25 protein-coding genes and 2 pseudogenes are annotated in these 17,980 nt (G+C 48.3%); 6 read left to right on the top strand and 21 right to left on the bottom strand.

The genetic code is table 11. From position 1 onward, the window contains the following. Positions 1-234: 234 nt before the first annotated feature. Together I8U23_RS11545 and I8U23_RS11550 are read right to left on the bottom strand one after the other, a co-directional pair. The gene (locus tag I8U23_RS11545) at positions 235-657 is read right to left on the bottom strand and encodes an OsmC family protein (RefSeq protein WP_037997891.1); all 423 of its coding nucleotides are present in this window, start codon (positions 655-657) and stop codon (positions 235-237) included. An 11-nt stretch (positions 658-668) separates the two neighbouring features. Next, on the bottom strand, positions 669-1,286 hold the full coding sequence (locus tag I8U23_RS11550; RefSeq protein WP_037997894.1) for a stage II sporulation protein M: 618 nt from the start codon (positions 1,284-1,286) through the stop codon (positions 669-671). Between the two features lie 92 nt (positions 1,287-1,378). Between I8U23_RS11550 and pdaB the strand changes: the two genes are divergently transcribed. Beyond that, a complete protein-coding gene (pdaB, locus tag I8U23_RS11555; RefSeq protein ID WP_037997897.1) occupies positions 1,379-2,143 on the top strand; it encodes a polysaccharide deacetylase family sporulation protein PdaB in 765 nt (254 codons plus the stop codon). Positions 2,144-2,232: 89 nt separating this feature from the next. On the opposite strand, the gene I8U23_RS11560 is transcribed toward pdaB, so the two are convergent. Further along, a complete protein-coding gene (locus I8U23_RS11560) occupies positions 2,233-2,895 on the bottom strand; it encodes a KinB-signaling pathway activation protein (RefSeq protein ID WP_049720828.1) in 663 nt (220 codons plus the stop codon). A 132-nt stretch (positions 2,896-3,027) separates the two neighbouring features. Between I8U23_RS11560 and gerD the strand changes: the two genes are divergently transcribed. Next, complete coding sequence (gene gerD, locus I8U23_RS11565) at positions 3,028-3,645, top strand: spore germination lipoprotein GerD (protein WP_037997903.1); 618 nt, start codon at positions 3,028-3,030, stop codon at positions 3,643-3,645. A gap of 27 nt (positions 3,646-3,672) precedes the next feature. Here the strand turns inward: gerD and I8U23_RS11570 are convergent, their stop codons facing one another. The 4 genes from I8U23_RS11570 to I8U23_RS11585 form a co-directional block, all read right to left on the bottom strand. Beyond that, on the bottom strand, positions 3,673-4,761 hold the full coding sequence (locus I8U23_RS11570; RefSeq protein WP_049720827.1) for an Mrp/NBP35 family ATP-binding protein: 1,089 nt from the start codon (positions 4,759-4,761) through the stop codon (positions 3,673-3,675). 45 nt (positions 4,762-4,806) lie between these two features. Further along, positions 4,807-5,538 (bottom strand): N-acetylmuramoyl-L-alanine amidase CwlD, encoded by a 732-nt coding sequence (gene cwlD, locus I8U23_RS11575; protein WP_198051074.1) that lies wholly within the window; start codon positions 5,536-5,538, stop codon positions 4,807-4,809. A gap of 77 nt (positions 5,539-5,615) precedes the next feature. Then, on the bottom strand, positions 5,616-6,140 hold the full coding sequence (locus I8U23_RS11580) for a hypothetical protein (RefSeq protein ID WP_037997911.1): 525 nt from the start codon (positions 6,138-6,140) through the stop codon (positions 5,616-5,618). Positions 6,141-6,289: 149 nt separating this feature from the next. Continuing rightward, positions 6,290-7,105, bottom strand: coding sequence for a ZIP family metal transporter (locus tag I8U23_RS11585; RefSeq protein WP_198051075.1), 816 nt, complete (start codon positions 7,103-7,105; stop codon positions 6,290-6,292). Here I8U23_RS11585 and I8U23_RS11590 point away from each other — a divergent pair. Next, positions 7,104-7,400 carry a hypothetical protein gene (locus tag I8U23_RS11590; protein ID WP_198051092.1) on the top strand — a complete coding sequence of 99 codons (297 nt, stop codon included), beginning with the start codon at positions 7,104-7,106 and terminating at the stop codon, positions 7,398-7,400. The two genes, I8U23_RS11585 and I8U23_RS11590, sit on opposite strands and share 2 nt — an antisense overlap. Then, positions 7,363-7,788, top strand: coding sequence for an HAD family hydrolase (locus tag I8U23_RS11595; protein WP_476756199.1), 426 nt, complete (start codon positions 7,363-7,365; stop codon positions 7,786-7,788). The genes I8U23_RS11590 and I8U23_RS11595 overlap by 38 nt, the downstream gene beginning before the upstream one ends. A 20-nt stretch (positions 7,789-7,808) precedes the next feature. Here the strand turns inward: I8U23_RS11595 and I8U23_RS11600 are convergent, their stop codons facing one another. Beyond that, positions 7,809-9,431: a catalase gene (locus I8U23_RS11600; protein WP_198051090.1), complete on the bottom strand. Its 1,623-nt coding sequence runs from the start codon at positions 9,429-9,431 to the stop codon at positions 7,809-7,811. A gap of 101 nt (positions 9,432-9,532) precedes the next feature. On the opposite strand from I8U23_RS11600, the pseudogene I8U23_RS11605 reads away from it, so the two are divergent. Together I8U23_RS11605 and I8U23_RS11610 are read left to right on the top strand one after the other, a co-directional pair. Further along, a pseudogene (locus tag I8U23_RS11605) lies at positions 9,533-10,038 on the top strand (5'-methylthioadenosine/S-adenosylhomocysteine nucleosidase); the annotation flags it as partial. A gap of 114 nt (positions 10,039-10,152) precedes the next feature. Next, a pseudogene (locus I8U23_RS11610) lies at positions 10,153-10,506 on the top strand (DUF2200 domain-containing protein). Positions 10,507-10,623: 117 nt separating this feature from the next. Here the strand turns inward: I8U23_RS11610 and rpsI are convergent. The 13 genes from rpsI to I8U23_RS11675 form a co-directional block, all read right to left on the bottom strand. Beyond that, the gene (gene rpsI / locus I8U23_RS11615) at positions 10,624-11,016 is read right to left on the bottom strand and encodes a 30S ribosomal protein S9 (RefSeq protein WP_037998380.1); all 393 of its coding nucleotides are present in this window, start codon (positions 11,014-11,016) and stop codon (positions 10,624-10,626) included. A gap of 18 nt (positions 11,017-11,034) precedes the next feature. Further along, positions 11,035-11,472, bottom strand: a complete 438-nt coding sequence (rplM, locus tag I8U23_RS11620) for a 50S ribosomal protein L13 (protein ID WP_037998383.1) — start codon at positions 11,470-11,472, stop codon at positions 11,035-11,037. 154 nt (positions 11,473-11,626) lie between these two features. Beyond that, the gene (gene truA, locus I8U23_RS11625) at positions 11,627-12,400 is read right to left on the bottom strand and encodes a tRNA pseudouridine(38-40) synthase TruA (protein WP_037998387.1); all 774 of its coding nucleotides are present in this window, start codon (positions 12,398-12,400) and stop codon (positions 11,627-11,629) included. A gap of 18 nt (positions 12,401-12,418) precedes the next feature. Next, positions 12,419-13,213: an energy-coupling factor transporter transmembrane component T family protein gene (locus I8U23_RS11630; protein ID WP_049720824.1), complete on the bottom strand. Its 795-nt coding sequence runs from the start codon at positions 13,211-13,213 to the stop codon at positions 12,419-12,421. Beyond that, the gene (locus I8U23_RS11635; RefSeq protein WP_198051077.1) at positions 13,210-14,073 is read right to left on the bottom strand and encodes an energy-coupling factor transporter ATPase; all 864 of its coding nucleotides are present in this window, start codon (positions 14,071-14,073) and stop codon (positions 13,210-13,212) included. The genes I8U23_RS11630 and I8U23_RS11635 overlap by 4 nt, the downstream gene beginning before the upstream one ends. Then, positions 14,049-14,888, bottom strand: coding sequence for an energy-coupling factor transporter ATPase (locus I8U23_RS11640; RefSeq protein ID WP_037998351.1), 840 nt, complete (start codon positions 14,886-14,888; stop codon positions 14,049-14,051). The genes I8U23_RS11635 and I8U23_RS11640 overlap by 25 nt, the downstream gene beginning before the upstream one ends. Positions 14,889-14,967: 79 nt before the next feature. Continuing rightward, on the bottom strand, positions 14,968-15,357 hold the full coding sequence (gene rplQ / locus I8U23_RS11645; protein WP_037998354.1) for a 50S ribosomal protein L17: 390 nt from the start codon (positions 15,355-15,357) through the stop codon (positions 14,968-14,970). Positions 15,358-15,380: 23 nt separating this feature from the next. Continuing rightward, positions 15,381-16,325 (bottom strand): DNA-directed RNA polymerase subunit alpha, encoded by a 945-nt coding sequence (locus I8U23_RS11650; RefSeq protein ID WP_049720822.1) that lies wholly within the window; start codon positions 16,323-16,325, stop codon positions 15,381-15,383. Positions 16,326-16,479: 154 nt separating this feature from the next. Further along, positions 16,480-16,878: a 30S ribosomal protein S11 gene (gene rpsK, locus I8U23_RS11655; RefSeq protein ID WP_037997801.1), complete on the bottom strand. Its 399-nt coding sequence runs from the start codon at positions 16,876-16,878 to the stop codon at positions 16,480-16,482. 21 nt (positions 16,879-16,899) lie between these two features. Further along, positions 16,900-17,268: a 30S ribosomal protein S13 gene (rpsM, locus tag I8U23_RS11660; protein ID WP_037997804.1), complete on the bottom strand. Its 369-nt coding sequence runs from the start codon at positions 17,266-17,268 to the stop codon at positions 16,900-16,902. 18 nt (positions 17,269-17,286) lie between these two features. Then, positions 17,287-17,400 carry a 50S ribosomal protein L36 gene (rpmJ, locus tag I8U23_RS11665; protein ID WP_022738894.1) on the bottom strand — a complete coding sequence of 38 codons (114 nt, stop codon included), beginning with the start codon at positions 17,398-17,400 and terminating at the stop codon, positions 17,287-17,289. Between the two features lie 49 nt (positions 17,401-17,449). Next, the gene (gene infA / locus I8U23_RS11670; RefSeq protein ID WP_037997807.1) at positions 17,450-17,668 is read right to left on the bottom strand and encodes a translation initiation factor IF-1; all 219 of its coding nucleotides are present in this window, start codon (positions 17,666-17,668) and stop codon (positions 17,450-17,452) included. A gap of 4 nt (positions 17,669-17,672) precedes the next feature. Further along, on the bottom strand, positions 17,673-17,978 hold the full coding sequence (locus I8U23_RS11675) for a KOW domain-containing RNA-binding protein (RefSeq protein ID WP_037997809.1): 306 nt from the start codon (positions 17,976-17,978) through the stop codon (positions 17,673-17,675). Between the last annotated feature and the right edge of the window lie 2 nt (positions 17,979-17,980).

Here is a 17,980-nt window from a genome sequence, read left to right on the forward strand (position 1 = left end):
CTGAGCCAGGATCAAACTCTCCAAAAAAGTTTGATGTGAACTCTCAAGAATTAACGAGTCATGTCTTCACTCTTCAGTTTTCAAGGAACACTTCATTTCGCTTTATGTTTGCCGCTCTCTCGCGGCGACAAATACGATATTATCACCTTCACCGACATAAGTCAACACTTTTTTTAAAAATAAAATCGAAAAAAATGGCGGGGACCTCAAAATCCCCGCGACCAAGCGGCCAACTCAATCCATTTCATATCTTTTCCCATTGATTTCAAAACTGGAAGAGATCCGGGCATTTAATGAATTGGAAACCGAGCAATACTTCTCAACGGAAAGCTGTACAGCCCGACGGACTTTTTCTTCGGGAAGATCCCCTTTTAACACATAATGCATGTGCACTTTGGTGAAGCGGCGGGGATGATCTTCTGCCCGTTCCCCTTCCACCTCCATTGCGAATCCTTCCACATTCAAACGCATCTTCCGCAGAATATCGACAATATCAATCGCGGAACAGGTTCCTACTGCCGACAAAACCATTTCTGTCGGTCGGGGGCCTTTGTTTTCCCCGCCGACTTCCGGTGCGGCATCCATTGTCACCGTATGTCCGGACGGCGTTTCCGTTTCAAACCGCATCTTTCCTTGCCATGTCACATTCACTTTCATTTCTATTCCTCCTAGGATATTCCATATATAATCAAGGCCGCCTCAACAACAGCCGCTAAAAACAGCAGCACCACAATGGCCGTAAGATTGGGCACCAGCCGGCTTCGAATCCTTTTCCATTCAGCAATGCTGGCCTGCATCCGTTCGCTTGAAAAGACCGATAAAACCCGCCTCAACACGGCCATTCCCAAATGAATCCCCAAACCGGCAGCCATAAACAATGCCGGCAATTCCATGATACCATGGGGCAAGATCGACTGGACAAAGATGGCCCAGGGATTTTGTCCCGAATCATGGGATGCGACGTAAAGGGTGGTTCCCAACAGCATTCCGTTCATCAGCATGGCCGAAAAGGGATAGATTCCGAAAAACAAAGCGCCCAATAAAATGATCATCATCGTGGCAAACAAGTTATTCAGAAAGATCGAGACAAATGCATTCAAAAACGTCGGCTGACTTTGGATGGATTGCACCACTTTTTCAATTTCCTCAAACACCCCGGCTTGTTTCAGAAAGGTTGTCAACGAATCCCCTTGGAAGTAACCGGTCACGGCACTGGTGACAAACACGACAGCCATCATCGTAAAATATCTTCTTTCTTCGCGAATGGCGGACCACCACTTTTTCATATTTCCACTCCTTTTTATGGACAAACAATCATAACCCTCGTCCTCACGCATACATTTAGGATAGATGTTGATTCGGGGGAGGGACCGACACAATGAATTTTTTTCTTGTGCTTTCAGGCAAACGTCTGAAACGGAGTATTCTTATCCTTCTTGTTCTATTCTTTGCAGCCGGGATCTTTTATGCGGAAAACAAAAACATTCAGGTCTTTGTACCGCTGGATCCGGGCCCGTCTGCGATTTACAGCGTTGACACAGATAAAAAACAAATCGCCTTAACCTTTGATATCAGCTGGGGGGAAGAACGCACCGGCCCCATTTTGGACGTTTTGGAACAAAAAGGGCTGAAAAAAGCGACGTTCTTCTTATCTTCTCCGTGGGCAGAAAGCCATCCCGACCTGGTCAAACGGATTGTGAACATGGGGTATGAAATCGGAAGCCACGGTCACCGGCATGATAACTACAGCCAATACAACGAAGAACAAATTCGCACTCAAATTTTAAAAGCAGACCAGATTTTGCAAAAAGCCACAGGCAAAAAACCGAATCTGATCCGTTTTCCGAACGGGGACTTTGACAAAAGGGTCCTCAAGATTGCCGACAGTCTCGGTTATAAAACCATCCAATGGGACACCGATTCCCGCGACTGGATGAATCCCGGGAAAGATGAAATTGTCAAACGTGTTTTAACCAAAGCCCATCCCGGAGACATCGTTTTGTTGCACGCCAGCGATTCTTGTCGCCAAACCCACGAAGCTTTGCCGGAAATCATTGACGGGTTGCGATCGAAAGGATATGAATTTGTCACGGTGTCTGAATTGATCTCCGGCTCCGAGGTGGATACCCAATCCGTTGAATAACGTTGCACCTACATAAGCATAGCATAAGATCAGCGTTTTCCCCATGAAAAAAGAGTCGATTCCGTTCGCTTGAACGGCAACCGACTCCTTTATTTTTTCTTTTTCTGTTTATGGGTGTTTTTTGCACCGGCCTTCGTGCTCTTGGCAAACTTCCCCTTCTTCCCCCTTTCAGCGGGCGAAGGTTGCACCCACCGGTGCAGCTGCAAAATTTGCCATGCATTGCAAACCAGAAGGACCAACACCGTGTGCATTATGATCAGAAGCGGGACTTCCCCTTCCTTGGGATTGATGGAAGGAATCGCTTCAATCGTTGTTGCGGCGATGACAAAAAAAAGCGTGGGTATGTATGCGCTTTGATTCGTCCACTTTTGTTTCAGGCCGGCAATCAGGATGGCCGACAAAACAATGACCGTGGGAACGAGCAAGTGGAGCCAGAATTCTTCTCCCTGATATTTCGCGAAATTCAAGTACAGCAAATTTCCGGTCAGAATCAGGATCAATAAAAGCATCACCGTGTCATAAACTGTCTTTTTTCTTAACAATCCCTTGGCCAACCAATTAAACACCAGATAGGCAAAGAAGCCGAGTTCCGCAACGGCCGCCAGGGTCAAGCCAAGCAAAAGCTGACTGGTCAAGGAACCGAACAACACTTCACCCGCCGCCTGTTCAAAAAGAAAACCCAAAATAATTGCCGTAACACATCCGAGGATCAGTGTCGAGAAAAACCAATAAATCAATTTCCTTAAAGTCATAACGGTCTCTCCTGTTTTGTTTTCTTAACCGATTGTACCAAAATTGATTCTGATTTGACAGTCAGGCATAAAGCCTCCGGCAAACTCGCATATTAAAAAAGAGTAAGCTCGCGAAACGGAGGAACAAAGAAGATGCAGAAGATAAAATGGATCGTAGCAATCATCCTTCCTGTGTTGACGGTCGTATCATGCAGTTCCAATCAGTCCCAGCCATCCGAGCCGGATTATCAAAAAATCAAGGAAATCACGCTGGACGTATTGCATACGGGAGAAGGAAAAAAAGTGCTGGAGGATCTGATGCAGGAGCCTGAATTCAAACAAAAAATCATGATGAAATCGCAAGAAATGGAAAAGGCTCTGGCCCAATCCCTTACCGATGCCAAAATGAAAAAAGAGTGGGAAACCATTTTGCAAAAGCCGGAAGTGGCCAACAATTTGTTTCAGGTCACGGAAGAACAAAACAAAAAGCTGATGAAAACCTTGTTGAAAGACCCGGAATATCAAAAAATGCTGATCGAGATCTTCAAAGATCCGCAAATGTCCAATCAAATCCTGCAAATCCTGAAAAGCCAGCAATACCGGGAAGAAACCAAAAAAATCATGGAAGAACTGATCCAAGTGCCGAGCATCCAGAAAAAGCTCGGTGAACAAGCCCAAAGCAAAAAACAAGACAGTCAAGAAGGCGGCGGTGAAGACGAAGGCGAACAAGGTGGCGGCGGCAATCAGGAAGGCGGACAGTCCCAACAATAATGAAGAGGCGGTGAAAACCGCCTCCCGTTATCCGGCAACCGGTGCCTTTTCCAACAATTTTTCAGCCAAATCCCCGTACCTTTTGCCATTGGGGTGATCGGCATCATAGATCGCCGGGGCAAAATCCGGATCATCCATGTCTTTATACTCCGGAGCCCCGAGCGGAATCTGGGCCAACAGATCCACTTTTAACTCTTCGGCCAACTTCTTGCCTCCGCCGTGGCCGAAGACGTATTCCCGCTCCCCGTATTTATTTTGGTACCAGGACATGTTCTCGACGACACCGAGAAGCTCATGTTTGGTCGTATTCAGTGCCATGGCGCCTGCCCGTGCAGCAACAAACGCCGCCGTTGCGTGGGGAGTCGTCACGAGGATTTCTTTGCTTTGCGGGATCATTTGGTGAATGTCCAGCGCCACGTCCCCCGTTCCCGGAGGCAAATCGATCAACAAATAATCAAGGTCTCCCCAGTAAACTTCACTGAAGAAGTTTCTCAGCATTTTCCCCAACATGGGTCCGCGCCAAACCACCGGCGAATTGTCTTGAACAAAAAATCCCATGGACATGACTTTCACGCCGAAACGTTCCACAGGCAAAATCATCTCACCAATCACCACGGGACGCGTTTCGATGCCCATCATGTCCGGAACGCTGAATCCGTATATATCGGCATCAATAATGCCCACTTTTTTCCCTTTCCGGGCCAATGCCACGGCCAGATTCACGGTCACGGTCGATTTTCCGACACCGCCTTTTCCGCTGGACACGGCGATAAACTGCGTGTTGGAGGAAGGATCCAACAACGGGGGAACCTGGCTCTGGCGGTCTTTCTGTCCTTCCTGGCGCAAACTTGCCGCCAGTTTTTGCCGTTCTTCATCTGTCATCGATCCGAAGCACACATTCACCTTTTCGGCTCCCAGCTGATAAATGGCCTTCTCCACATCTTCCTGGATTTTAAATTTTAAAGGGCAACCCTGAATGGTCAAAATTACATCCAGCGAAACTTCTTTCCCTTTTATCCGGATATTTCGAATCATGTCCAATTCGACAAGACTTCGGTTAATTTCAGGATCTTTCACATTTTTTAATGCTTCTAATATTTTTTCCTGGGTTAGCATGGCTGACACCTCAATCGAAAGCGATTTCTTGTCCATTATAACACACTACTGATCAACGATTGGAGGTGGTTCTTTTCCTGTGTAATATTGGAGAATCCCCAGATAAATGGATGCCGCCACTTTTTTTTGGTACTCCGGCTGCGACAAAAGTTCGGCTTCCGCGGGGTTGGACAAAAACCCAACCTCCACCAAAGCCGTCGGAACCGGGGAATGATTCAAAATATACACATCCCCTTTTTGTTTCGCCAAACGCTTGGTGTTGCCCAGCTGTTTCACCAATTCAGACTGGATAAAAACCGCCAGCCTTTTGTTTTCTTCTTTCGCCGGATGATAGAACGTTTGGGCTCCTGACCATCTGGGCGAAGGAATGGCATTCAAATGGATGCTGATCAAAGCATCCGCTTTTTTCTCTTTGACCAAATGAATCCGGCGCATGAGATCCTCTGCTTTCCGGGAACGGAGCCTGCCTGTGTCCGGGGAAGCCAGATCCCGGTCACTCTCCCGGGTCAGATAAACCAAGGCCCCTGCTTCTTGCAAATAATCCCGCAAATAAAAAACCATTTGCAATGTGATGTCTTTTTCGATGAGCCCGGACTCGCTGACCGCTCCTCCGTCCGCTCCCCCGTGCCCGGCATCCAATACAATGACTTTTCCGTTTAATGGCATGGACCATGTGGATACAATAAGATTTTTCGACATGAAAAACAAAGCCGGCAACAGGAGCAAAAGCAAAACGATTCCCGCCCACACCCAATGTCCTTTCAACCATTTTTCCATCCATTTCGCCTCACTTGATTAAACCTGTCTATCTTCATGTATATGGGCGAAACGGACAGTTATGTACAAACCATCGCTCACTCACTCCAGCCTTGCTGGAACCAGATGCGGCTCAATTCTTCCAGCAAAATCATCACCGATTGCACATTCCATTCATCCAACCACCGGAAGATGGAAAATTCCTTCACCAGTTGATCCGTCAATTGGCGGCATATTTTTTCGCGGTTGGTGATAAAAACATCCACCGGGTCGTTTTGGGTGACGATCAGGCAAAGCGATTCGGACAGAGAAATCGTTTTCTGCTCCGGTTGGTTGTTTTGGGGAGTACGGGAAGCAGCATCAACCGGTTGGGAAAACGTCACTTTTCGCCTCCCCGCCTTTTTCCGCTCGATCATCCCGGCCGCATATGATTCAAAAACCATGCGGTACACCAATTCCAACAACATAATTTTGCGCAACTCGGGCCAATAATGGGTAAACGGGTCTACAAAATCTTCCTTGATTTTTTTCAATTGGGACCAGGGAAACTGATTCAATGCTTTTAACCGAATTTGTTCTTCTCTTTTAATCTGCCATTCATCCCAGTAAAAAATTTGTGCCACCGGTGGTTTGCTCCTTTGTCCAAACTCTCTTTTTCTTCATTCTTGACAAAGAAACGTAAGAAAAAACAAGAACCGGGAAAGAACAGCAGATTGCCTCCGGAAAGAAAAGCGGATCCAACCTCTGTGGATTCCGGGCAAACCATCCTGGCTCAGCCGAAAGTGACATCCAAAATCATCATCACAACAAAACCGACCATCAAGCTCATGGAGGCCAGGTCTTTATTCCCTCTTTCCTGCGAGCTTGGAATCACTTCTTCCGCCACCACAAAGATCATCGCGCCCGCCGCAAAACCTAAGGCATAGGGCAACAGCGACCCGATGAACGTGACAAAAAATGCGCCGATGACGGCGGCAACGGGTTCAACCATTCCCGAGAACTGTCCGTAGAAAAAACTCTTTCTGCGGGACATTCCTTCTCCCCTGAGCGGCATGGAAACCGCAATTCCTTCGGGGAAATTTTGGATTCCAATCCCGACGGCAAGTGTCACGGCGGCTGCCAGAGAAGCTTCCGTTCCCCCGCCTGCGATGGAGCCGAAAGCAACCCCCACCGCCAGTCCCTCGGGAATGTTGTGCAACGTGATGGCAAGCACCAACAAGGTGCTTTTTTTCACTTCCTTTGAAAAATAACCTTCCGCTTGGCCGAGGGGCGCGTTTGGGTGGAGATGGGGCAATATTTTATCGATGGCCCCCCAAAAAAACCCGCCGGCCATAAAACCGGTTGCCGCCGGGAACCAATCGGCAATCGCATGGCCCCGGGACATTTCAATGGCCGGGGACAACAGCGACCAATAACTGGCGGCAATCATCACGCCTCCTGCAAACCCCAACATGCTGTCCATCAACTTTTCGTTGAACGTCTTGGTAAAAAAAACCAGAGAAGCTCCCAATGCGGTCATGAACCAGGTGAACAACGTGGCAATCAAAGCCTGCATCACCGGATGAAGAGCATAAAACGCGTCAAACATGGCGAAAAGCAAACTCCTTTATGCGTTTTACTTAATAAATCCCCGGTTGTTGGCGGAATACGGAATCACCGGTTTTGACTTTGAGATGAAAAAGCCGTATGTGGGCATCAGCACAAAAGAAATGCTGGAAGATTTGAATAAAAAGTACCCTTTTTCAGATCCCGTCGATGTGTTAATCGAGAAAAAGAACAGGGTTTACACACGTTTTTCCTGTAATGAAAAAGTTTTTGCACATCCTTCAGGAAAACAAGGTTCCATTGGCCCTGGTTTCGGGGTCTTCACCGGACATCATTGAGGAGATCTTGTCGGTGACCCGGTTGTCCACTTTCTTCGATGCGGTGGTTTCTTCGGAAAATGTCAAGAAAGGCAAGCCGGAACCGGATGTGTTTTTGGAAGCCGCCAGACAGCTCGCCATCCGCCCGGAACAATGTTTGGTGGTGGAGGATTCCCCATACGGGGTTGAGGCCGCCAAACGGGCCGGAATGTATTGTGTGGCGATTCCTTATCTGGCGGAAGAGCCTTTGCCTGACGGTTTCCAAAAAGCCGATTACCTTGTCAAAGAGGGAATGCGCTGTTTTTCGGCTGAAAAAACTTTTGCGTGGTTGAGACAAATCGCCATTCTTCATGAGAAATCAAAGGGAACTCCTTTGGAGCAAGGAAGTTCTTTTAATACGTTCCCCTGATTTCCATCTTTCCGAAGCCATCAGTAAGGATCCGCTTCATGGCTTTTCTGCACGGCTTCTTTGGTTGCCTGGTTGGCGGAAAGCGTCCCTTGGCCAAATTTGGTGCGTCCGGCTTCACGTCCCGGCAGCGTGATTTTTTCCCTTTCTTGCTTTGCCAACTCTTTCATTTTCTTTTCAATTCCTTTCTTCACACGACGTCCGTAATCTTCGTCCGCCTTTGTAAAGTGTTCAATCATTGCATCCTGAATCCGCTTGTCACAAACCGCAAGCGCATCCGACAAGTTTTTGATCAATTCGTCACGCTCCCAGTCTTCAAAACTCCGGTATGTCTGTCCCGCTTGTCCGTAATCGTTTGTACGCTCAATCGGTGCACTCATTGCGGCTGCATTGTACATCGGCTGATGCGGAACGCTTCCTTCTCTGGCGGCTTCTTCCAGCCCCCCCAGCAAAGAAGGTTCGTAATTGATATGCGGATTTCCACCGGATTCACGGGGGTCACGGCGATCCATTTGACCCCGGTGCTGATTGGTTCGGATCGGAACCCTCGGGGCATTCACCGGTAATTGTAAATAGTTGGCCCCGATGCGGTAACGCTGGGTGTCCGAATAAGAGAACGTGCGTCCTTGCAACATTTTATCGTCGGAAAAATCCATTCCGTCCACCAGCACTCCGGTTCCGAACGCCGCCTGTTCAATCTCTGCATGAAAGTCCACCGGGTTTCGGTTTAGCACAAGCCGGCCGACTGGCAGCCACGGGAACTGATCCTCCGGCCAAAGCTTTGTGACATCCAGTGGATCAAAATCAAGTTCGGGATGGTACCCGTCCTCCATGATTTGGACAAACAACTCCCATTCGGGATAATCTCCCCGCTCGATGGCTTCATACAGATCTTGTGTCGCATGTTCCACGTTTTTCGCCTGGATTATTTCCGCCTCTTCCTGCGTCAGGTTTCGGATTCCTTGTTTTGGTTCCCAGTGATACTTCACCAGAACCGCTTTTCCTTTGTCATTGACCCATTTGTACGTATTTACCCCGGAACCTTGCATGTGCCGGTATGTTGCGGGAATCCCCCATGGGGAAAAGAGAAACGTAATCATGTGAATGGATTCCGGTGAACGGGCAACAAAATCAAACATCCGTTGAGGATTTGGCACATTGGAAACAGGATCCGGTTTAAAAGCGTGAATCATGTCCGGAAATTTCATGGGATCACGGATAAAGAAAATTTTAAGATTGTTCCCGACCAAGTCCCAGTTCCCATCCTCCGTATACATTTTCACTGCAAATCCGCGTGGGTCCCTGGCTGTTTCCGGTGATCCTTTTGCACCGGCCACGGTGGAAAAACGAACCAATACGGGGGTTCTTTTTCCCGCTCCGGAAAACACTTTGGCACGGGTATACTTTTCAACCGGTTCATCCCCTACTTTCCCGTAGGTTTCAAAATATCCAAATGCTCCGGTGCCACGTGCATGCACCACCCGTTCCGGAACTTCTTCCCGGTCAAAGTGAGAGATCTTTTCGATGAAATGATAATTTTCAAGGGTTGCCGGTCCCCGGTTTCCAATCGTTTTAATGTTTTGATTGTCAAAAACCGGATGCCCTTGGCGGGTGGTCAGTATTCCGCGAACGATTTTATGATTCATATCATCTTTCCCAGACAAATCAAGCTCCTCCTTTGAAAATGGATTCACCCCTATTTTCAATCCAAACCGAATTTTTATTCGCTTTCATCCATGCTGCGGCCATTGTCGTAAAAACCGGAAAAGGAATGGAAAACACGGCGGCTGCCACCGCCTTGGCCATCGAGAAGTACCATCCTGTTGCCATCATCAACCAAGGAACCGATCCATTCACATGGAAACCGATGGACCAGATGGCCTCGGAAGGCAGTGCCGGGGAAGTCAAGAGCGCGGAAAAGATCCGTTATTATGAAGACGATCCGAAATTGCTGAAAGCGGCTCTGTCCGTCAAAGACAAATACAAAAACGGCAAAGTGGTGGAAGGCACCATCGGTTCGGCCGACCTTTGGAACAATGAGGTGAACCGGATCCAATAGTATCATGAAAAATACGGAACCTCCGTCGAGGAAATGGAAAGCGCCTCCGCCGCGCAAATTGCCGATGCCTATGGGGTTCCGTTCTTGGGTATGTCCAACAATAAGACAAACGCGGGAAAATACCACCTTGATACCGCTGAAACCTTGTGTATCATGTGGTAAACGAATATATTTCCACGCTGAAAAACAAATAATCCCGTTGTGAAAGAGGCGTATGGATGGTTATTTCACCCACAGGCCTCTTTCTCTTAAGTGTCCATCACCGACTTCCCTCCGTTTCCCCATATATCGCAAAAGGAGAATCAATGATGAACAAACCCCGGATTTACCAAATGAGTTTTTCAAAAATTGATCCCCTGTATGTAAAAAAAAAGCGGAGAAAAAAAGGACAAACCAAAGAAGAAGTCGATGAAATCATCCGTTGGTTGACAGGATAACGCCAAGAAGAATTAGAGGCGCACTTGGAAAAACAAACTGACCTTGAGACCTTCTTTTTGGAAGCTCCTCAATTGAATCCTTTGCGGTTCTTGATCAAAGGGGTGATCTGCGGTGTCCGGGTGAAAGACATCGAAGAACCAACAATGCAGGAAATTCGCTACTTGGATAAACTGATCGATGAGTTGGCCCGTGGAAAATCAATGGAGACCATTTTGCGCACATGAAAAACGAAGAAGCACTGATTCCAAAAAGGAGCAGTGTTTCTTCGTTTTGGTTTGAATGTAAAAAACCCTTTCCCGGACAATTCGGGAAAGGGCCTTGTAAACGTTGAGATATAAAGCTTAACGTTTGGAGAATTGGGGTGCACGGCGAGCGCCTTTGAGACCGTATTTTTTACGCTCTTTCATCCGTGGGTCACGTGTCAGGAAACCGGCTTTTTTCAAAGCTGGACGAAGTTCCGGATCAACTTTCAACAAAGCCCGTGCAATTCCGTGACGAATGGCTCCGGCTTGTCCTGTGAAGCCGCCGCCATGAACATTGACCAGAACATCATAACGATCTTGTGTATCCGTCAGCACCAACGGTTGGCGAACAATGGCTTTCAAGGTTTCCAAACCAAAATAATCATCAATGCTGCGGCCGTTGATCACGATTCGTCCATCTCCGGCAACGAGGCGAACTCGAGCGACCGATTCCTTACGGCGACCGGTTCCGTAAAATTGAACTTGTGCCAAATCGGTTACCTCCTTTTATTATCCACGCAGTTCCCACTCAACCGGCTGTTGTGCCTGATGAGGATGCTCGGAACCTGCATATACTTTTAATTTTTTGAGTTGCTTGCGACCAAGGCTTCCTTTTGGAAGCATTCCTTTGACTGCCAATTCGATCATACGTTCCGGATGTTTGTCACGCATTTCGTGTGCCGGAGTCGCTTTCAATCCGCCCGGATAACGGGAATGGCGGTAATAGATCTTTTTGTTCCATTTTTTACCGGTCAATTCAATTTGACTTGCATTGATCACAATCACGAAATCCCCGGTATCGACATGCGGGGTAAACTCAGGCTTATGTTTTCCGCGAAGCAATGCCGCAACTTCCGATGCCAAACGACCCAAGGTTTTGCCTTTGGCATCAACCACATACCACTTCCGTTCCACTTCATTGGGTTTCGCCATATAGGTGGTACGCATCCGTATTCCCTCCTCTATCAACAAACGGTAAACCGTTAATCATTTTCAAGTTTTAGAAGCATTTATCAGTGACTGATTTTGCGCCGAACATAACTCCACCGGGGCATGGAGTGGAAAATACCAAGCGTTATAATATCGCAAATGAGGTGCGATGTCAAGAAGGAGACGCGGTGGGATCGGAATTTTTCCAAGGTGTATAGCCGACTTTGACCAGGACCAGTCCTTCCGGCGGAAACGTGGGTCCCGCTTTTTGCCGGTCTTTTGCCAGAATGATTCCGGGAACCGCCTCCGGCCGGATTCTCCCTTTCCCGACTTCCACCAGCGTCCCTGCGATAATCCGCACCATATTATAAAGAAAACCGTTGCCGGTCACTTCGATGGCCAATCCGCCCGGCTCCTTTTCCAAGCGGCATTGGTAAATCGTGCGGACCTTATCTTCGATCTCGGTTTTGGCGGAACAAAAAGAGGTGAAATCATGGGTGCCCACCAGATGATCCGCCGCATCCTGCATTTTCCCCACATCCAACGAAACCGGGACATGAGTGCGAAACCGGCGCTCAAACAAATCGGGGATCGGCCTCAAATCCAACCGGTAGCGGTATGTTTTCCACTTTGCGCTTTTTCGGGCATGAAAGTCCATGGGGACTTCTTCCGCCGAAAGGGCCAATACATCCCGCGGCAAGGTACGCCTTAAGATATAAGGATATTTTTCAACCGGGATCGGACTGGAAGTCATAAAATGACAAACTTGGTGAAGGGCGTGAACCCCCGCATCGGTCCTGCCGGAACCATGAACCGAAACCGCCTCACCGGTCATCTTCCGCAATGCTTCTTCCAGTGTCCCTTGAATCGTTCTTTGTCCAGGTTGGCTTTGAAAACCGGAAAAATCCGTTCCGTCGTAAGCGATGACCAGTTTAATCTTTTTCAATCCGGGCTTTGCACCTCCCTATTGGCGAAAAATCCACACAATGCCCCCCAACAGGATCAAAACGGCAACCAGCCACCCATCCCTCCAGGTGAGCTGAAGCCGGCGCCATTTCGTTCTCCCTTCCGCTCCCCGGTAACATCTGGCTTCCATGGCCAGTGCCAGATCTTCCGCTCTCCGAAAAGAAGACACAAATAACGGGATGAGGATCGGAAAATATTTTTTCAACCGTTTCAGCAGATTCCCCTCTCCAAAATCCACTCCGCGCGCCATTTGCGCCTTGCGGATTTTCTCCGTTTCCTCCCACAGCGTCGGGATGAACCGGAGTGCGATGGACATCATCAAAGCCAATTCATGTGCGGGAACCCTGACTTTTTTAAACGGAGACAAAATCTTTTCAATCCCGTCCGTCAAGTCCATCGGAGACGTCGTAAACGTGAGCAGCGAAGCAATGGCGACAAGCAAGGAAAGCCGGCTGGCAATGATCCCGGCTTGGCGGATGCCCTCTTCATAAACGGTGATGAAAGAAAAAGACAAGACCACATCCCCGCCTTTGTTCATCCATAAATGCAAAAAGGAAGACAACAGAATGATCCAAAGGACGGGTTTCAGTGCGCTGAAAAAAAGCTTGTATGAAATCCCGGCCGCACGGACGGCGGCAAGCGTGAACAAAAGGAACACTATGCTCGGCAAAACAGCTTCCAAAAAGAAAACATAAATCATAAAGACAAAAACAAATCCCAGTTTGGCCCGGGGATCCAGCCGGTGAACAAAAGAATCGCCGGGAAAATAGGACCCCACCACAAACCCTTTCATTTTGCATTCACCCCGGAAGCAAACCGTTTTTCCAAAGCTTTTTCAAGCGCATCCAAGGTAAAAATGGATAAAGGAAGCGGCGGATCCAGTTTCCGGTTCATTTTCAGGATCAACTGCGTGACATACGGCAATGCCAAAGAAAGTTCCTGCCACTTTTGCTCCCGGCTGAACACTTCTTCCGGCGTTCCGGACAAGACCAGCTTTCCATCTGCCAGCACAAACACCCGGTCGGCACAGCGCACGACGTGATTCATGTCATGGGTCACCAGGACAATGGTTTTCCCCTGCTGATGCAGCTTTTTAAGCAAAGCAAACAGCTCTTCTTCCCCTTCCGGATCCAATCCGGCCGAGGGCTCGTCCAGAATCAGTATATCCGGTTCCAAGGCCAAGACCCCGGCAATCGCCACCCTCCTCATCTGTCCGCCGCTTAAGTGAAAAGGAGAACGATCGCATAATTCCGGCGCAAGCCCGACCAAGTCCATGGCCCATCGGACCCGGCGACTTCGTTCCGGTTCCTCCACCCCCCGGTTTTTCAAGCCGAAGGCAATATCAGCCGCTACGGTTTCCGCAAATAACTGGTGTTCCGGATATTGAAAAACCAACCCGACATGCCGTCTGAGGGCCGATCCCGATTGGCTCCGGGCGTCCCAAACCAGGTCCCCCACCTGGACGTGTCCCGCACTGGGGCGGATCAGCCCGGCGATACACTGGATCAATGTCGATTTTCCAGAGCCGGTTCCACCGACCACAGCAGCAAAACTCCCTTTCGGAATGCGAAGGCAAACCCGGGACAAAGCTTCTCTCTCAAAAGGAGTATTCGGCAAATATTTCACGCTCAGGTCTTGGATAACAATCTCCATATTTCACTCACCAGATCTTCTTTGCCGGTGATCTCTCCCAGCGGCCAGCCTTTTTTCTGGAGCCGGTGTTTCAACTCCACTTCGAGCGGAACCGCCAAACCCCATTGTTTCAAACAATGTGCCCGGGGATACAATTGCTTCACCGGTTGATCCAACTTGCATTCTCCCTGATGCATGACAATCACTCGATCCGCCTGAAAAGCTTCTTCCGCGGAGTGGGTGATGTGAATAATGGTGGTTCCCCGATCATTTAACGATTGCATCAAATGGAGCAACGTCCTCCGTCCAACCGGATCAAGCATGGACGTGGATTCATCAAAAATGATCACATCCGGTTCCAACACCAGCACTCCGGCAATGGCCAATCTTTGCTTCTGTCCGCCCGAAAGGTGATGGGGCTGGACACGTTCCAACCCCTGAAGTCCGACCGCTTTCACCGCTTGATCGATTTTGTTTTTCATTTCCGCACGCGGAACACCGATATTTTCCAATCCAAAGGCAATATCGTCTTCCACGGATGTCGCAACGATTTGGTTATCCGGGTTTTGAAACACCATCCCGACTTTCCGGCGGATATTCCACAGATCTTCTTCCGACCGGGTATCCATGTCCGCCACCCGGACCCGGCCCTTTACCGGAAGCAACAATCCGTTTGCCAACCGGGCCAGTGTGGACTTGCCAGAGCCGTTACCCCCGACAATGCTCACATATTCCCCGGAACCAATGGAAAGCGAGACATCTTTCAACACCCAAGGGGAATCTGATTCCTGTTCATAACGAAACCATACTCGTTCATACTGAATGATCGGTTCCATTTTTTCTCCTTAAAAGAAAAAAGGGTAAACGTCAGGACCAAGTGCTGGATCCTGCCTCACCCTTTCCAACAAAAAAAGATTATTTTACCAATTCAAGGAAGACCATGGGTGCACCGTCTCCACGGCGAGGTCCTAATTTGAGAATGCGTGTGTAACCACCATTCCGGTCTTCATAACGGGGAGCAATCTCATCAAACAGCTTTTTCACTGCGTTCACTTTTTGATGTGTGACTTCTTCTCCCTCTTTCACCGTGTAAGAACGATCGGTACGCACATAGGCAGCGGCTTGACGACGTGCGTGCAAATCGCCGCGCTTTCCGAGCGTAATCATTTTTTCAACGATCGAGCGCACTTCTTTTGCTTTTGCTTCCGTGGTTTCGATGCGTTCATGAATGATCAGATCGGTAACCAAGTCACGAAGCATTGCTTTGCGTGCGCTGCTGTTTCTGCCAAGTTTTGCGTATGCCATGCTTTTCCCTCCCCCTTCAGAGATTAGTCTTCTTTACGCAAAGACAAACCAAGCTCAGCCAATTTGCTTTGTACTTCTTCCAAAGATTTGCGTCCAAGGTTACGCACTTTCATCATGTCTTCTTCCGTTTTTTGCGTCAGTTCCTGAACCGTATTAATGCCGGCCCGTTTCAGACAGTTATAAGAGCGAACCGAAAGGTCGAGCTCTTCGATTGTCATTTCCATGACTTTTTCTTTCTTGTCTTCCTCTTTTTCAACCATGATTTCCGCGTCTTTTGCTTCTTCGGTCAAGCCGACAAACAACATGAGATGTTCGTTCAGGATTTTCGCACCAAGGCTTACCGCCTCGTCCGGTTTCAAGCTTCCATCGGACCATACTTCCAATGTCAGCTTATCATAGTTGGTGACTTGTCCAACCCGTGTGTTCTCCACTTGGTAGTTAACCCGTTCAATCGGCGTGTAGATCGAATCGACCGGAATCACACCAATCGGTTGATCTTCACGTTTGTTTTTATCAGCAGATACATATCCGCGGCCACGATTCGCCGTCATCCGAATGCGCAAATGAGCATCATCACTCAATGTGGCAATGTGCAAATCCGGGTTTAAAATTTCCACATCGCTGTCCGCGCGAATGTCGCCTGCGGTTACATCTCCAGGGCCTTCCACATCGATCTCCAAGATTTTTTCTTCATCCGAATGAATCTTCAGAGCCAACTGCTTCAAGTTTAAAATAATTTCCGTCGTATCTTCCACAACTCCGGGAATTGTGGAAAACTCATGCAATACCCCATCTATCTGGATGGAATTAACGGCCGCTCCTGGCAATGAAGAGAGCAGGACACGGCGCAGAGAGTTGCCCAGGGTAGTGCCGTATCCGCGTTCAAGAGGTTCCACCACAAATTTTCCATATCGATGATCTTCACTGATCTCCACAGCTTCGATCTTCGGCTTTTCAATTTCAATCATACGGCTCACAAACCCTCCTTCAGAACGTCGCGTTCCGGGCGAAATCCAACCTCATGATTGCACGGATTTGGTATAACAGGATAAAAGAATTAGTCTTATCCAGTATACACCATCTCATGCAAAAATAAACAATGGAACAGATTGGAAGCAAAAATTAAACACGGCGACGTTTCGGCGGACGACATCCATTGTGAGGGATTGGTGTTACGTCTTTGATCAGACTTACTTCCAAACCTGCCGCTTGCAAAGAACGAATCGCTGCTTCACGACCTGCTCCCGGCCCTTTCACCAGAACATCCACAGATTTCATTCCGTTTTCCATCGCTACTTTCGCAGCTTGTTCCGCAGCCATTTGAGCTGCAAAAGGCGTGCTTTTACGGGAACCTTTGAATCCCATCGTACCGGAGCTTGCCCATGCAACGGTGTTTCCGCGCGGATCGGTAATTGTTACGATGGTGTTGTTAAAAGTGGAACGAATGTGAGCCGTACCGGCTTCAATGTTTTTTCTTGCACGGCGTTTGACACGTTGAGTTGTCGTTTTACGTTTAGCCACAATTTTCCCTCCTTGCTATTCTTATTTTTTCTTGTTCGCTACAGTGCGGCGAGGACCTTTGCGTGTGCGTGCATTCGTTTTGGAGCTTTGACCGCGAACAGGCAGCCCGCGACGATGACGAATTCCGCGATAACATCCGATTTCGATCAACCGTTTGATGTTTAATGCCACTTCACGACGAAGATCCCCTTCGATGACCAGGTTTTTGTCAATGAAGCTGCGCAATTTTGCTACTTCATCTTCCGTCAGGTCACGAACCCGGGTATCCGGATTAACACCCGTCTCTTTCAAAATTCTTTTCGATTGGGAACGACCGATTCCGTAGATATAAGTGAGGGCAATTTCTACGCGTTTTTCACGTGGTAAATCGATTCCGGCAATACGCGCCATACTTTACACCTCCCGTCATTAACCTTGTTTTTGCTTATGCTTCGGATTTTCACAAATTACCATGACTGCCCCTTTGCGACGAATCACTTTGCATTTTTCGCAAATGGGCTTCACTGAAGGTCTCACTTTCATTTCAGCACCCTCCTGTCTTAAGCGTCTTTCAGCAACTGCTCACAGGTCTTTACTTGTAACGATAAGTGATCCGTCCACGGGATAGATCATAAGGAGAAAGTTGAACAGTTACTTTGTCTCCCGGCAAAATACGAATAAAGTGCATGCGAATCTTTCCGGAGACATGGGCCAGAACTTCATGACCATTTTCCAACTCTACACGAAACATCGCATTCGGTAAAGGTTCTTTTACAATCCCTTCTACCTCGATCACATCTTCTTTGGCCATCGATTCACACTCCTTTATGCTCTTTCTTGAGCAAATATTGGTTCAGGGCGTATCGTAACTTCGCATTATCCACTCGACGATACTTTTTTAAATCAGCTGCGATCTCCTGATTAATCGTATTCGTCACTTGAATGTGCTTGACATTCTTCTTTTTCGGGCATTCCATCTTTCGCCGGTCCCCGTCCGCCAGAAGAACGAAATACGGTTCTTGACAGCCGACCACGATTGCGAAGTTCCCTGCATCACGTCCGCGCAAAATGCGTACAATCTGTCCGGGACTCGGGAGACAATCCACATCTGTCACGTCCATCA

It is taken from the genome of Thermoactinomyces sp. CICC 10735 (assembly GCF_016055175.1).
Taxonomy (GTDB): Bacteria; Bacillota; Bacilli; order Thermoactinomycetales; family Thermoactinomycetaceae; genus Thermoactinomyces; species Thermoactinomyces vulgaris.

Coding starts and splice junctions, on each gene's coding strand:
- I8U23_RS11545 (WP_037997891.1), bottom strand. CDS start 657: ATGAAAGTGAATGTGACATGGCAAGGAAAGATGCGGTTTGAAACGGAA.
- I8U23_RS11550 (WP_037997894.1), bottom strand. CDS start 1,286: ATGAAAAAGTGGTGGTCCGCCATTCGCGAAGAAAGAAGATATTTTACG.
- pdaB (WP_037997897.1), top strand. CDS start 1,379: ATGAATTTTTTTCTTGTGCTTTCAGGCAAACGTCTGAAACGGAGTATT.
- I8U23_RS11560 (WP_049720828.1), bottom strand. CDS start 2,895: ATGACTTTAAGGAAATTGATTTATTGGTTTTTCTCGACACTGATCCTC.
- gerD (WP_037997903.1), top strand. CDS start 3,028: ATGCAGAAGATAAAATGGATCGTAGCAATCATCCTTCCTGTGTTGACG.
- I8U23_RS11570 (WP_049720827.1), bottom strand. CDS start 4,761: ATGCTAACCCAGGAAAAAATATTAGAAGCATTAAAAAATGTGAAAGAT.
- cwlD (WP_198051074.1), bottom strand. CDS start 5,538: ATGGAAAAATGGTTGAAAGGACATTGGGTGTGGGCGGGAATCGTTTTG.
- I8U23_RS11590 (WP_198051092.1), top strand. CDS start 7,104: ATGGCGAAAAGCAAACTCCTTTATGCGTTTTACTTAATAAATCCCCGG.
- I8U23_RS11585 (WP_198051075.1), bottom strand. CDS start 7,105: ATGTTTGACGCGTTTTATGCTCTTCATCCGGTGATGCAGGCTTTGATT.
- I8U23_RS11600 (WP_198051090.1), bottom strand. CDS start 9,431: ATGAATCATAAAATCGTTCGCGGAATACTGACCACCCGCCAAGGGCAT.
- rplM (WP_037998383.1), bottom strand. CDS start 11,472: ATGCGTACCACCTATATGGCGAAACCCAATGAAGTGGAACGGAAGTGG.
- I8U23_RS11630 (WP_049720824.1), bottom strand. CDS start 13,213: ATGAAAGGGTTTGTGGTGGGGTCCTATTTTCCCGGCGATTCTTTTGTT.
- I8U23_RS11635 (WP_198051077.1), bottom strand. CDS start 14,073: ATGGAGATTGTTATCCAAGACCTGAGCGTGAAATATTTGCCGAATACT.
- I8U23_RS11640 (WP_037998351.1), bottom strand. CDS start 14,888: ATGGAACCGATCATTCAGTATGAACGAGTATGGTTTCGTTATGAACAG.
- rplQ (WP_037998354.1), bottom strand. CDS start 15,357: ATGGCATACGCAAAACTTGGCAGAAACAGCAGCGCACGCAAAGCAATG.
- I8U23_RS11650 (WP_049720822.1), bottom strand. CDS start 16,325: ATGATTGAAATTGAAAAGCCGAAGATCGAAGCTGTGGAGATCAGTGAA.
- rpsM (WP_037997804.1), bottom strand. CDS start 17,268: ATGGCGCGTATTGCCGGAATCGATTTACCACGTGAAAAACGCGTAGAA.
- rpmJ (WP_022738894.1), bottom strand. CDS start 17,400: ATGAAAGTGAGACCTTCAGTGAAGCCCATTTGCGAAAAATGCAAAGTG.
- infA (WP_037997807.1), bottom strand. CDS start 17,668: ATGGCCAAAGAAGATGTGATCGAGGTAGAAGGGATTGTAAAAGAACCT.
- I8U23_RS11675 (WP_037997809.1), bottom strand. CDS start 17,978: ATGGACGTGACAGATGTGGATTGTCTCCCGAGTCCCGGACAGATTGTA.